At 54.6% G+C, this 13,101-nt stretch carries 16 protein-coding genes; 5 read left to right on the forward strand and 11 right to left on the reverse strand.

Annotated features, from left to right (window positions below):
• From ACXJJW_RS06780 to ACXJJW_RS06820, 9 genes are all read right to left on the reverse strand, one after another.
• A partial coding sequence (locus tag ACXJJW_RS06780) for a hypothetical protein (RefSeq protein ID WP_456474979.1) occupies window positions 1-186 on the reverse strand: 186 nt, incomplete at its 3' end.
• Window positions 186-2,030, reverse strand: a complete 1,845-nt coding sequence (gene nuoL / locus ACXJJW_RS06785) for an NADH-quinone oxidoreductase subunit L (protein WP_456474980.1) — start codon at window positions 2,028-2,030, stop codon at window positions 186-188. The genes ACXJJW_RS06780 and nuoL, both read right to left, overlap by 1 nt.
• A gap of 1 nt (window position 2,031) precedes the next feature.
• Entirely contained in the window at window positions 2,032-2,337 is a 306-nt protein-coding gene (gene nuoK, locus ACXJJW_RS06790) for an NADH-quinone oxidoreductase subunit NuoK (protein WP_456474981.1), read from the reverse strand.
• The gene (locus ACXJJW_RS06795) at window positions 2,334-2,834 is read right to left on the reverse strand and encodes an NADH-quinone oxidoreductase subunit J (protein WP_456474982.1); all 501 of its coding nucleotides are present in this window, start codon (window positions 2,832-2,834) and stop codon (window positions 2,334-2,336) included. The genes nuoK and ACXJJW_RS06795 overlap by 4 nt, the downstream gene beginning before the upstream one ends.
• Window positions 2,831-3,289, reverse strand: a complete 459-nt coding sequence (locus tag ACXJJW_RS06800) for a NuoI/complex I 23 kDa subunit family protein (RefSeq protein ID WP_456474983.1) — start codon at window positions 3,287-3,289, stop codon at window positions 2,831-2,833. The genes ACXJJW_RS06795 and ACXJJW_RS06800 overlap by 4 nt, the downstream gene beginning before the upstream one ends.
• Window positions 3,290-3,299: 10 nt before the next feature.
• Window positions 3,300-4,331, reverse strand: a complete 1,032-nt coding sequence (gene nuoH, locus ACXJJW_RS06805; protein WP_456474984.1) for an NADH-quinone oxidoreductase subunit NuoH — start codon at window positions 4,329-4,331, stop codon at window positions 3,300-3,302.
• Between the two features lie 4 nt (window positions 4,332-4,335).
• Window positions 4,336-5,988: an NADH-quinone oxidoreductase subunit D gene (locus ACXJJW_RS06810; protein WP_456474985.1), complete on the reverse strand. Its 1,653-nt coding sequence runs from the start codon at window positions 5,986-5,988 to the stop codon at window positions 4,336-4,338.
• Between the two features lie 4 nt (window positions 5,989-5,992).
• Entirely contained in the window at window positions 5,993-6,463 is a 471-nt protein-coding gene (locus ACXJJW_RS06815) for an NADH-quinone oxidoreductase subunit B (protein ID WP_456475028.1), read from the reverse strand.
• On the reverse strand, window positions 6,454-6,825 hold the full coding sequence (locus ACXJJW_RS06820; protein ID WP_456475029.1) for an NADH-quinone oxidoreductase subunit A: 372 nt from the start codon (window positions 6,823-6,825) through the stop codon (window positions 6,454-6,456). Before ACXJJW_RS06820 ends, ACXJJW_RS06815 begins: the two co-directional genes overlap by 10 nt.
• 296 nt (window positions 6,826-7,121) lie before the next feature.
• Between ACXJJW_RS06820 and ACXJJW_RS06825 the strand changes: the two genes are divergently transcribed.
• The 3 genes from ACXJJW_RS06825 to ACXJJW_RS06835 all read left to right on the forward strand — a co-directional run bounded on the left by ACXJJW_RS06825 (window position 7,122) and on the right by ACXJJW_RS06835 (window position 10,482).
• A complete protein-coding gene (locus tag ACXJJW_RS06825) occupies window positions 7,122-8,879 on the forward strand; it encodes a ribosome biogenesis/translation initiation ATPase RLI (RefSeq protein WP_456474986.1) in 1,758 nt (585 codons plus the stop codon).
• 111 nt (window positions 8,880-8,990) lie between these two features.
• A complete protein-coding gene (locus tag ACXJJW_RS06830; RefSeq protein WP_456474987.1) occupies window positions 8,991-9,293 on the forward strand; it encodes a hypothetical protein in 303 nt (100 codons plus the stop codon).
• Window positions 9,286-10,482, forward strand: coding sequence for a bifunctional 5,6,7,8-tetrahydromethanopterin hydro-lyase/3-hexulose-6-phosphate synthase (locus tag ACXJJW_RS06835; protein ID WP_456474988.1), 1,197 nt, complete (start codon window positions 9,286-9,288; stop codon window positions 10,480-10,482). Before ACXJJW_RS06830 ends, ACXJJW_RS06835 begins: the two co-directional genes overlap by 8 nt.
• A 33-nt stretch (window positions 10,483-10,515) precedes the next feature.
• On the opposite strand, the gene ACXJJW_RS06840 is transcribed toward ACXJJW_RS06835, so the two are convergent.
• Together ACXJJW_RS06840 and ACXJJW_RS06845 are read right to left on the reverse strand one after the other, a co-directional pair.
• Window positions 10,516-10,644 (reverse strand): hypothetical protein, encoded by a 129-nt coding sequence (locus tag ACXJJW_RS06840; RefSeq protein WP_456474989.1) that lies wholly within the window; start codon window positions 10,642-10,644, stop codon window positions 10,516-10,518.
• Window positions 10,645-10,733: 89 nt separating this feature from the next.
• The gene (locus ACXJJW_RS06845; RefSeq protein WP_456474990.1) at window positions 10,734-11,267 is read right to left on the reverse strand and encodes an acylphosphatase; all 534 of its coding nucleotides are present in this window, start codon (window positions 11,265-11,267) and stop codon (window positions 10,734-10,736) included.
• 89 nt (window positions 11,268-11,356) lie between these two features.
• On the opposite strand from ACXJJW_RS06845, the gene cysS reads away from it, so the two are divergent.
• Both cysS and ACXJJW_RS06855 read left to right on the forward strand, forming a co-directional pair.
• Window positions 11,357-12,757: a cysteine--tRNA ligase gene (cysS, locus tag ACXJJW_RS06850; protein WP_456474991.1), complete on the forward strand. Its 1,401-nt coding sequence runs from the start codon at window positions 11,357-11,359 to the stop codon at window positions 12,755-12,757.
• A gap of 38 nt (window positions 12,758-12,795) precedes the next feature.
• Window positions 12,796-13,074 (forward strand): metal-sulfur cluster assembly factor, encoded by a 279-nt coding sequence (locus tag ACXJJW_RS06855; RefSeq protein ID WP_456474992.1) that lies wholly within the window; start codon window positions 12,796-12,798, stop codon window positions 13,072-13,074.
• Window positions 13,075-13,101 lie beyond the last annotated feature (27 nt).

The raw sequence follows: 13,101 nt of genomic DNA on the forward strand, positions 1-13,101 counted from the left end.
CTCCAGCGACTGCTCCGGAAACATCTCCTTACCGCCGAGGAAATTGCTGAGCGCCACGAGGGAGGCGAGCAGTGTGAGCAGAGTCGTGGCAAGAGCTGTGGAGCGCGCCTTGGCAATGCCATAACGCTCAGCGAAGTAGCTCACAAAGGCGCCCAGCACGGGTATGGCGATGAGATAGGTGAGCATTACGCAGCACCTCCTCTAAGGCGAGCAATTATCAGCAATAGACTGGCCCCAAGCAGGACCCAGGAGGCGTAGTCCTGGGTAACGCCTGTCTGTATTCTGCGCAGCACTTCACCCGTCTTCGCGGTTGCCCTACCAATGCCGTTTACCAGGCCGTCTATGAAGTAGGTATCTATGGCGCTGGTGATGGTGCTGGTATCCCTAACCACCCGGGTGGCAAAGAAGTGATTGATGTGGTCCAGGTAGTAGCGGTTAACAAGCAGGGTGTGCAGGGGTTTAAAGGTGGTGCGAATCCCCTCTGCCGAGAGCACAGGTCTAAAGTAGGTAAGTCCAGTCAGCACAATGCCAAGGGCGGCGAGGGCTATGGAGAGGCTCATAATCAGCGAGCTGGTCTCGTGGTGAGCAAGCTGTTCCGCCAGCTCCTCCGGGAGGGTGCCCAGCACGAACTCATTGAAGTCCGCAAACACCAGGAAGCCTGAGAAAAGCGCTCCCGCAGAGAGTATTATCAGCGGTACCGTCATCACCCTCGGCGCCTCATGAGCGTGCTTCACCGCCTCGCCCTCCTTACCTGTGAACACTATGAAGAATAGCCTTGAGATGTACACCGCGCTGAGCAGCGCCGCAAGGGCGGCAACAGCGAAGAGGAGCCCGTCGTAGGCATACACTGAGACAAGAATCTCATCCTTACTCCAGAAGCCGCTCCACGGCGGCAAACCCGAGAGGGACCAGGCGCCTATGAAGAACGCCGTACCTGTGATTGGCATCCGTTTCCATAGACCACCCATATCGCGAATATCCTGCGAGTGCACCGCATGAATCACAGCGCCTGCACTCAGGAAGAGCAGTGCCTTAAAGAAGGAATGGTTGAGCAGATGGAAGATGCCTGCGGCATAGCCGCCGACGCCAAGAGCCAGGGTCATGAAGCCCAGATGGGAGACTGTAGAGTAGGCTATAACCCGCTTGAGGTCTGTCATGACCACAGCCATCGTCGCCGCTATAAGCGCTGTTATGCCGCCTATCCAGGCAACCACAAAGAGAGACTCAGGGGTGAAGAGCGGATAAGCCCGACCCACGAGGTACACTCCCGCCTTTACCATCGTCGCCGCGTGTATGAGCGCGCTGACTGTGGTGGGACCCTCCATTGCGTCTGGCAGCCACACGTGCAGCGGGAACTGGGCACTCTTACCCACTGCACCACCAAAGAGGAGGAGCGAGGCCAGGGTTAGTGTTGCCGGCGCTGCGCTTGGAGCAAGCTCAAAAAGCTCTGTAAGGTTAAGAGTGCCAAACTTGGCGTAGAGCACAAGTATACCCGCGAGCAGCAGTATGTCGCCCACGCGGGTTACGAGGAAAGCCTTCTTGGCGGCGCTCGCAGCGCTGGGCTTGCGGTACCAGAAGCCTATCAGCAGGTAGGAGCACAAACCCACGAGCTCCCAGCTTATGAACAGCAGAACCAGGTTGTTTGCTATTATCAATGCCAGCATGCTGGCGATGAACAGGCTTATCTCAGCATAGTAGCGCTGCACCCCAGGGTCGCCGTGCATATAGCCCAGGGAGTAAACCACGATGAGGAAGCCCACAAAGCTGACCACGAACAGCATCACAGCCGCCAGGGGGTCGACGAGAATACCAAAGCGGAAGGCTTCACTTCCCAGCCAGGAGATGCCCTCACTCTCATACCTGCCAACTGAGAGGACATCCCGGATGGTGAGCAGCGAGGCGAGCATAGACAGACCTACAAAGCCCACTGCAACGTAGCCTCCGCCCTCCCTCATGCGCTTACCAAACAGGAGTATGGTAATAAAGCCAATGACTGGAAACAGAGGTATAAGCCATGCCTGCTCTATCATTTCACCACCTCATCTCCTTGATTTCACGGAGGTCGACTGTGCGGAAGTTGCGGTACAGCGCGAGAAGAATTGCCAGACCGACTCCGGCTTCGGCGGCAGCTATCGCTATGACGAAAGCAGCAAAAGTCTGTCCTGAAAGATTACCCAGATAGCTGGAGAAGGCCACCAGGTTGATATTTGCAGCGTTGAGCATGAGTTCAATGCTCATGAGCAGGCGCACTGCATTGCGCGAGGACAATAATCCATAGGCGCCGATAGAGAAGAGTACTGTCGAAAGGAACACGTAGTGGAACACTGTAATACTCATTTCGCATCCTCCTTCTTTGCGAGGAAAATTGCACCCACCATGGCAGCGAGCAGAAGCAAGCCCACAAGCTCAAAGGGTATGGCATACACCTGAGGGTTAAAAATCAGCTCCCCCACGCCTTGCACACTTCCAATCACACTGGCACGCTCACCAAGCGGGAAAAATCCCGTACTTGCCACATAAAAGAGGGCAACTATTGCAAAGAGCACAGCACTTACAGGCGCCAGCTCATCGCCGCTGGGCAGCCTGCGGAGCTGCAAATCACTCTTTGTGAGCATTGTGGCAAAGAGGAAAAGCACCACCACACCGCCAGCATAAACCAGCACCTGAATCGCGGCAAGAAATTCAGCGCCTAAGGTTATGAAGATTCCAGCCACACCGAGCAGAGCAAGGGCGAGGGCGAGCACCGCATGGAATATGCGCTCTGCCATCACCACGCCTAGGGCTCCGGCGATTACTATGGCTGAGATTATGAAGAACACAAGTGAGTCCATCATTGGGGTTCCCCTCCTTGCTCAGGCTCGCTCTCATACCCGGCGAGCTTCCACCAGGGATAGAAGAGCTCCTCCCGGGTATATTCAGAGAGCTCAATCACCTCGTTGTCCCAGGTTAGCGCGCCTGTGGGGCAGACTTCAACGCACAGCCCGCAGAACATGCACCGCCCGAGGTAAATCTCGGGGTGTTTCTTCTCCTTCTTTATTATGCGGTCCTTAACCTTCTTTTCCTCTATCCCCACAACCTTCATCTCTATTGTCTTATTGGGACATGCCCGGGCACAGCTTCCGCAGCTTATGCACTTCTTAACATTCAGGCGCTGCATTCCGCGATAGCGCGGCTTCATCACATCGCGCTGCTCTGGATACTGTATGGTAATCGGGGGTTTGAAGAGGTGCTTGAATGTCACACTCATGGGCAGGAGATGTGAGAGGTTTTTGAGCTTCTGTTTCAGCATCATTATCACCTTAAATACTCAGTATTACGCCTGTTATTACCACATTCGCCAGCGCAAGGGGAAGCAGTCCCTTCCAGCCAAAGCTGAGCACGTGGTCCACCTTAGTTCGCGTAAGCGTGCCGCGCACCCACATGAGAGCGAAGATTATCAGGTACATCTTCGCCACGAAGATGCTCAGCTGAACCAGGTACTTCACCCAGCCCAGATTTTCCACAAACGGCGAGATTATTGGGAGATGCCATCCACCAAGGAAGAGGGTAACCACAAGCGCCGAGCCTACGACGAAGTGAATGTACTCAGCGAACATAAACATGGCAAACTTCATGCCGCTGTACTCCGTGTGAAAGCCCGCGACAAGCTCAGACTCGCTCTCCGGCAGGTCAAAGGGTATCCTCCCCATTTCCGCCACCACTGCGGAGAAGAACACTATGAATGCAAGGGGCTGGTAGAAGATGAACCACTTGGGTATTATCCCCAGCCATGCCTGAGACTGAGCCGCAACTATGTCCTGCGTGCTCAGCGAGCCCACTATTGCGACGATGCCTATCATGCTCAGCACCAGGGGAATCTCATAGCTCAGGCTCAGCGCAGCGGTTCGCATTCCTCCCAGCAAAGAATACTTGTTGTTGGAGCCCCACGCAGCCATGAGCACCGCCAGAGTTGAGAGTGAGGCCACTGCTGCGATGTAGAGCACGCCAACGCCTATGTCAGCTGCGATCAGCCCGGAGCCTATGCCTATCGCTGCGGCAGGGAGAAGGGCGAAGAGAAAGGCCACAGCCGGAGCGAGGTTGTACACCAGCTTATCCGCCTTTTCGGGCACTATATCCTCCTTTGTCAGGAGTTTTATCATGTCTGCGATTGGCTGGAGCAGACCATAGGGTCCAGCGCGATTCGGGCCATAGCGCACATGAATGCGGGCGATGACCTTTCGCTCCAGCCAGGTGAGGAAGAGCACATTCAGGGATAGGAATAGGATAACAGCTACAACGCCTATGAGCCCGCGCACCAGGCTCATAACCAGCGGATTTTCAACACTCACCATGATATCACCTGTCTATCTCGCCCATCACTATGTCCACGCTTGCGAAGTTTACTATCATGTCAGGGATTATCCCACCTGTGGCGTAGTGAGGGAACACCGAGAGGTTGCAGAAGGCGGGACTTCTTATCTTAACGCGGTAAGGCGAGGTTGACTTGCCGTCGCTCACTATATAGTAGGCCAGCTCACCTTTTGGGGCCTCTATGCGGGAGTAGACCTCGCCCTTGGGCGGACGTATAACCTTCGGCACCCCAGAGGCACGAATCTCACCCTCTGGCAGGTCATTGAGCGCCTGCTCTATTATGCTCAGGCTCTCAAACATCTCACGGAAGCGCACCTTGAACCTCGCCAGGGTGTCACCCGCTTCCTCGGTTACAACCTCAAAGTCAAAGCGATCATAGATGGAGTAGGGGTCGTCCTTGCGCACATCCCTCGCGACGCCGCTGGCGCGCAGCATCGGCCCCGTGGCCCCGAGTTCAATCGCCAGCTCGGGCTCGAGCACACCCACCCCCTCACATCTTTTCAGGAAAATTTCGTTATTGAAGAAGTAGGTTCTGTAGTCAGCCAAACGCTCGGGCAGAACACGCAGAAAGGTGCGCACATTCTCCTCCCAGCCTTCGGGTACGTCTTCTTTTAACCCGCCTACACGCAGGAAGTTGTAGAGCAGGCGCTGCCCCGAGACCTGCTCCAGCAAATCCAGAACCATCTCGCGCTCGCGGAAGCCGTACATCATCACCGTCCAGGCGCCAAGGTCAGCGCCGAAGGCGGCGATGAACATAAGGTGGTTGCCGATGCGCTGCAGCTCAGAGAGAATAACACGGAGATACTCCGCACGCTCTGGTACGCGAACCCCGAGAAGCTCCTCCACAGCAAGCACATAGGCGAGGTTGTTGGTTATTGAGGAGATATAATCCATCCTGTCTGTCAGAGGCAGAAATTGGGTATAGGTGCGCTTCTCAGCTATCTTCTCCACGCCACGATGCAGATAGCCTATGATGGGGTCTATCTTGAGCACAGTCTCGCCGCTGAGCGTTGTAACCAGTCTGGCAACGCCATGAGTCGAGGGGTGCTGCGGACCTATGTTGAGCACCATGGTATCTGTCTCACCCTCCACCGCAGGCGCAATCTCTATATGGGTCTCCCACATCTCGGCCTCGCCCTCAGAGTACCAGGACATCTCCTGCGTCTTGAAGTCCCTGCGCAGAGGATAGCCCTGAAAGCTCTCCGGCAAAAGTATGCGCCTCAGATTGGGGTGCCCCTTAAAAACAATACCCACCATATCATAGGTCTCGCGCTCGTGCCAGTCTGCGGCGCGCCACAGCGGCACCACACTCTCTATCTCCGGGTTGTCAACCCGTGGAAGCTCCGCATTTATCTGAATTAACTCCCCTCTGCCCTGGCACCACAGATGATACACGGCCTCTATCCTATCCTCGTAGTCTACACCGGAGATGCAGGAGAGGTGATCAAAGCCCTGGTTCTTCAAAAACTCTGCCACAGGGAAGAGGTCTCCGCCCTTTATCCTCACCTGAAGTCTGCGCGGACGCTTCAGCGTTGCTTCCAGAATCTTCTCCCCGAATTTCGACTTGAGGTTCTCCAGAAGCTCATGCTTGGGCTCCTCTTCCACCTTCTCCTCCTTTGCTGTTTTCTCTTCTGCCATGGCGCTACCTCTCTATCTTGCCCTCTTTGATCTTCTTCTGGAGCTTCACTATGGCATCTATCAGCGTCTCAGGGCGGGGCGGGCACCCAGGCACATAAACGTCCACGGGTATAACCTGGTCAGCGCCGTTGACAACGCTGTAGCTGTCGTAGAAGGGTCCACCGCAGATTGCACACTCACCCATGGCGATGACATACTTGGGCTCCGGCATCTGCTCATATAACCTCTTAACATTGGGCGCCATCTTCTTTGTAATTGTACCCGCAATTATCATCAGGTCCGCCTGCCTGGGGCTGGCGCGGAAAAGCATGCCAAAGCGCTCAAAGGCATCGTAGCGGGAGCAGCCTGTGGCCATCATCTCTATGGCACAGCATGCTAAGCCAAAGGTAAGGGGCCACATTGTATATGGCCTTGCCCTGTCAAAGACCAGGCGGTCCAGCTTGGTCAATACCACATTGGGAAGCTTTACCTCCATCCACGCATCCACTCCAGTGCACCTTTATTCCACGCATAGGCCAGGCCCAGCGTGAGGACGCCTATAAAGATTATAACCTCAAGGGTTGCAAACAAACCAAAGCTTTGATAAGTCACCGCCCAGGGGTAAAGAAACACAACCTCCACGTCGAATATAACAAAAAGCAGGGCGTACATGTAGTACTCCACATTGTGCTGTACCCACGCGGGACCGAAGGGTAATACGCTGCACTCGTAGGTGAGGTACTTCTGTGGCTCCGGCTTCCTGGGCTTCCGGAGCAGACTTGCGACAAATATGGTTACTACTGGGAATATCAGCCCTATAATCACGAAGAGGCCAATGGTGATATACTGCTCGCCGATGCTCAAGGTACCACCTTTTCGAGTTTAGAGAATCAACAACCGCACTATATAATTAACAGGTAATATAAAAATTTTTCCACCATGCTGTTAAAAATTTGTCGAACAAACTTCTGTCCTACAGGTACTCTGCTACGTGATATTACAGCGGAAGGGTTTAACCAAGTATATATTTTGTATAGGATATAGTCTATCTCTAGAGTACAATCGCATGGTGCACTACTATATATGGTATACAGCGTCTGTAAACCTAAAAATCTTTTTACACGTTGTTGCCCAAGCTGAGCACGGGTGAGCACTTGAGGATTGCTGTTATAGACCACTCTCGCTGCCAGCCTAGGAGGTGCTCCCTGGAGTGCATAAAGTTCTGCCCGGGCGTCCGCATGGGCGATGAAACCATAGTGATGGACGAAGCCAGGGGAAAGCCCACGATTTCAGAGCTCCTGTGCACCGGCTGTGGCATATGCGTTAAGAAGTGCCCCTTTGAGGCATTGACAATAGTCAACCTCCCCGACGAGCTTGATCGCGACAAGGTGCACCAGTACGGGGAGAACGGCTTCCGCGTGTTTCGCCTGCCCTACCCCAAGGAGAATGCGGTTACCGGGCTGATAGGCGAGAATGGAATAGGCAAGACCACCATCCTCAAAATCCTCGCCGGCGAACTTGTGCCCAATTTCGGAGAGGCTGAAGCTGAGAAGGGCGAGGTTCTTAAACGCTTCGCGGGTACGCAGCTTCACGACTACTTCACAGCGCTTTACGCTGGCGAACTCAAGGCGGTGCACAAGCCCCAGTATGTGGACGCCCTGCCAAAGGTGATAAGCGGTGAGGTTGGCGAGGTCTTAAAAGGCATTGACGAGCGCGGCATGCTGCGCGAGATGGTGGCAAAGCTTGAGCTGGAGCATGCGCTTGAGCGGGAGCTTTCCCAGCTCAGCGGGGGTGAGCTTCAGCGCGTTGCAATAGCCGCGGCGCTTCTTCGTGAGGGAGACATCTACATCTTCGACGAACCCTCCAGCTACCTGGACGTTGCCCAGCGCCTGAAGGTGGGCAGGGTGATACGTGAGCTGGCGCAGGAGAAGCGGGTTATCCTGGTGGAGCACGACCTGGTGGTGCTGGACTACCTCGCCGACTATGTACATGTACTCTACGGCAAAGCGGGGGCCTATGGTATAGTCTCACACCCGCGCAGTGTGAGGCAGGGAATAAATGCATACCTCAGCGGCTATCTGCGCGAGGAGAATGTGCGAATCCGAAGCGCGAGCGTAAAGTTCGAGGTAAAGCCGCCCATCGTTGCGCGCGCCGAGAATCTGCTGCTGAGATTCTCAAGGCTGAGCAAGCACTACGACGGCTTCAGTCTTGAGGTGGATGGCGGGGAGTTCTACAGGGGTGAGGTTGTGGGCGTGCTCGGTCCCAACGCCACTGGTAAGACAACATTTGTAAAGATGCTCGCTGGTGTTATTGAGTCCGACGAGGGGGAGGTGAGTACCCCGGCAAAGGTGGCGTATAAACCCCAGTACATAAAACCCGAGTTTGAGGGCACTGTGCTCGAAGCTCTTGCAAGGGTAACATCGCTGAGCGAACCCTTCTTTGAGAGCGAGATTGCAAGACCTCTCGACCTGAAATCCCTCTACGACAGGCGCGTTAAGGAGCTGAGCGGGGGTGAGCTTCAGCGCGTGGCAATAGCACTCTGCCTTGCGAGGGAGGCGGAGGTCTACCTGCTGGATGAGCCCAGCGCATACCTCGACGTGGAGCAGCGCCTCAAGGTGGCGAGGATGATTCGCCGCGTTATGGAGAAGCGCGAGGCCCTGGGCATAGTTGTGGACCACGACATCCTCTTCATAGACTACATCTCAGACAGGGCGATGGTGTTTGACGGCGAACCGGGGGTCAGAGGTGAGGCAACACCGCCGCTGGAGATGCGCGCAGCGATGAACACCTTCCTGCGCGGAATGGACATAACCTTCAGGCGCGACCCCGAGACGGGGAGGCCGAGGGCAAACAAGCCCGGGAGCATTAAAGACCGGGAACAGAAGGCGAGGGGTGAGTACTACTACCTTTAGAAAACCACAAACTATATAAGGCATTCCACAAGAGAGGAGTAGGTCCCAGGTGATTGCACAGCCCCTGGAATGGAAAAAATTAAATAGTGCTCTAGCGATTGTTGAATTCTGGTGGTTATATTGACTGGTGATTGTGGCTCTGGAGAAGAGGAAAGTGTATTTCACAAAAAACTGAAGATAAAACTGAAGGAGAAGGGTAAAGAGGGCAGGATAACATTCCTCAAGGATTATCTGGATTACCTCCTTAGGAACGACAAGCCCCTTCCGCCTGATTTTCCTGCTTTTGTCAGGGAGATTATGGGCCTCGACGACAGGAAGGGATACATCCATATAAGGATATGGCATGAGAAGAGTGAGCTGACAGAGTTTGCAAGGGCAAAGGGTTACGAGTACAGGATAGACCACTATGACTGAAGAGGAGTTTCTGGTAGGCGAGGCCCTCGTGGGAGAGGAGCCGGAGATAGCCCATATAGACCTGATAATAGGCGGGAAGAGCGGCGCCGTAGGCAAGGCCTTTGCCAATTCCATGGCGCAGCCCAGGCAGGGGCATACACCAATCCTGGGGGTTATAAGGCCCAATCTGCCCACCAAACCTGCCACGCTCATAGTTCCCAAGGTGACAATAAGAAACCTTGAAGATGCTGAGAAGATGTTTGGACCGGCGCAGAGTGCAGTGGCAAAGGCCGTTGCGGATGCCGTGGAGGAGGGGATAATACCCAAGGCCTCAGCAGAGCAGCTTGCTGTGATAGTTTCTGTGTTCATCCACCCAAGAGGCAGGGACTACCAGCGCATCTACCGCTACAACTACGCCGCAACAAAGCTCGCCCTTAAGCGGGCTATGCAGAAGTTCCCGTGTATAGATAAAGTTTTAGAGGAGAAGGATAAGTCTATGCATGCTATGATTGGATTCAGAATAAACAACCTGAAGCAACCACCTTATCTGGAGGTGGCCCTTGACATACCCGACTGGAGGAGGGTTGAGGGTATTATCAGAGCATTACCGAGGAGCGACGCAATTATAATAGAGGCAGGCACGCCGCTGATAAAGCGCTACGGCGTTGAGGTGGTGCAGAAAATCCACCAGCTTCGCCCTGAGACCGTCGTTGTTGCCGACCTCAAGACCCTGGATACAGGGAACCTGGAGGCCAGGATGGCAGGCGATGCCACCGCCGACGTTGTGGGCTTCTCTGGTCTTGCCCCGCTTAAGACCATGGAGAAGTTCATAGAGGAGTGCAAGAAGGTTGGAGCGCTCTCGCTGATGGACACCCTCAACGTGCCAGACCCGGTGGAGGTGCTCAAGAAGCTGAAGGTGAAGCCAGACATCGTGGAACTCCACCGCGCGATAGATGTTGAGCAGACGCAGGAAAGCGAGTGGGGCAACATCCAGGAGATAAAGAGGGTGTGCAACGGTAAGGTTCTCGTGGCAGTGGCCGGCGGAATAAGGGTGGATAAGGTACCGAAGGCGCTGAATGCAGGGGCAGACATTCTCGTGGTTGGCAGAGCGATTACTGTTGCCAAGGATGTCACTGGTGCGGCAAGGGCATTTCTGAAGGAGATGGGTGTTACAGAGGTGGACCAGTTCAGAATAATGACAGACTTTTAGAAGAAAGACTGATTAAACAAAAAAGGAAAATGCTCACCAGTATGTCTTGAGAAGGTCGTCCTCGGTGAGCTTCCTGACCTTGCGCGGGTCGTAAATCTGTGGAGCCTCGCCGTCGCCCCCGTAACTGCCGTGGGTTCCACAGTTGCCAGTGCACATTCCCATTATTTTCACCCCTGGTTATTTTAACCGGTGGTTAGAATACTAACATTGCAAATATTTTTACAAGGGGATGGTTCAAAAATAGACGTGTCTCAAGTGCCAACCTTCTCAACAACCCTGGCAAGAGTGGCTTTTATTTCATCTATCTCTTCATAAATTCTCGCCAGATCTCTGGCAATGTGGTCCTTAAAAGCTTCTCTGTTCTTCTCTTCCTCTTCTTTAATCACCTCTATCGTTTCATCCTGCTTGGCAAGCATTCTATCCTGTTTTTCCAACATCATGTCCTGCTTGTCAAGCATTCTACCACCGTAGGTTGCAATTTTTGAGAGCTGCGTTGCCGTAAGATAACGATAGTAGTTTTCGGTCCTCATCACATTCCCGGAGTAATCTTCACTCTCCACCTTCTCCACGCGGCTGTTCTCCGGAAACTTGGAAGAGATGATTTCAAGAAAGGTATTAACCTTTTCCTCGGAAGAATCTACGAGAGCATAGACAGCCTGCTTACCGTTGATGTGGGTGTTGTCGGCAAAAAAGCGCTCTATTTCAAGAGACTCCGCTATGCCAAGGAGAAAGGGACGGTAACCAACGTCATGAACCTCGCCAATAATCATTATTTTCTTCTTCATTGATAAATCAATTACCCGAAACACCTTATATATAATTTTCCTGTGGGGAGCTTTGCCTCAGATGTAGCGTAATCCAAGGGGCGGTTCGCGTGATAAAGCTCTACAACACCATGACGCGCAGGAAGGAGGTGTTCGTGCCCCTCCGCGAGGGCGAGGTGAGGATGTACACCTGTGGTCCCACGGTCTACGACTACGCCCACATAGGCAACTTCCGCGCGTACGTCTTCGAGGACCTGCTGCGCAGGTTTTTGGAGTACCTGGGCTACCGCGTGGTGCAGGTGATGAACATCACCGACGTGGACGACAAGACCATCGCTAGGAGCCGCGAGGCAGAGGTAAGCCTGCAGGAGTACACCCGGCGATACGAGCGCGCCTTCTTTGAGGACCTGGAGAGGCTGAACATAGAGCGGGCGGAGTACTACCCCCGCGCCACGGAGCACATCCCGGAGATGGTGGCACTCATTCAGAGGCTCATGGAGAAGGACTACGCCTATCGCGGCGAAGACGGGAGCATATACTTCGACATCTCAAAGTTTAAGGAATACGGGAAGCTCTCCAAGCTGAAGCTTGAGGGGCTGAAGGCGGGCGCACGCGTGAGGCAGGATGAGTATGCGAAGGAGGAGGCTCAGGACTTTGCGCTGTGGAAGGCCTGGAGTGAGGAGGACGGCGACGTCTACTGGGACACCCCTCTGGGCAGAGGCAGGCCCGGATGGCACATAGAGTGCAGCGCCATGAGCATGCGCTACCTGGGAGAGACCCTCGACATTCACGCGGGTGGCGTGGACCTGATATTCCCCCACCACGAGAATGAGATTGCCCAGAGCGAGGCGGCGACAGGCAAGACCTTTGTGCGCTACTGGGTGCACAATGAGCATCTGCTCGTGGAGGGGCGGAAGATGAGCAAGCGCTACGGCAACTTCTACACGCTGAGAGACCTCCTCGCAAGAGGCTATGATGCGCTCGCGATTCGCTACCTGCTGCTGGCGACGCACTACCGGCGAAAGCTCAACTTTACCTTCAAAGCCCTGGAGGACGCCTCCCGGGTGGTGCGCAGGCTCAGCGACTTTATGCAGCGCCTGGAGGAGTACCCTCTAGGTAAAGAGGAGGCCACGGAGCTTTCAAGGCGTGTTGAAGTGGCAAAAAGAGAGTTCGACGCTGCGCTGAGGGATGACCTCGATACCCCGCGCGCCCTCGCCGCAGTCTTCAGGCTGCTCCGGGAAGCGAACAGGGCGATGAGCGAAGGTAAAGCGGGCGGCGCTGACATCGCCGCGCTTAAGCGCTTCTTCGCCGACTTCAACCGTGTCTTCGGCATTATTCGCGAGCACGGAGAGGAGCTTCCGGAGGAGCTTCTGAGGATGATACGCGAGCGGGAGGAGGCAAGGAAACGAAAGGACTATGCAACCGCGGACCGCCTGCGGGAGGAGCTTTTGAAGCACGGCGTAGTGGTGGAGGACACGCCACGAGGAACGCGCTGGAAGTGGAAAAAATAGTTTAGAGGTTAAGGCTCGCTGCTTAGGCAGGTGAAAAAATGGTGGAAAAGGCTACTGTTATAAAGGCGCTGAAGGAGATAATCGACCCTCATACCGGCATAAGCGTTTATGAAATGGGGCTCATCAAGGACCTGGAGGTCAGCGACGGCGAGGTCTCGCTGACCTTTGTACCCTCCTCACCCTTCTGCCCCCTGGGGGTGCAGCTGAGTATGCAGATAAAGCAGAAGCTTGAGGCTGTGGAAGGGGTTACGAAGGTCAAGGTGCGCGTCTCGGGGCATGTGCAGGAGAAGGAGCTCAACGAGATGCTCTGCAAGTAAGGGCGCCGCACCCGCCCTTACCAACCC

Source organism: Candidatus Pyrohabitans sp., from assembly GCF_054014795.1.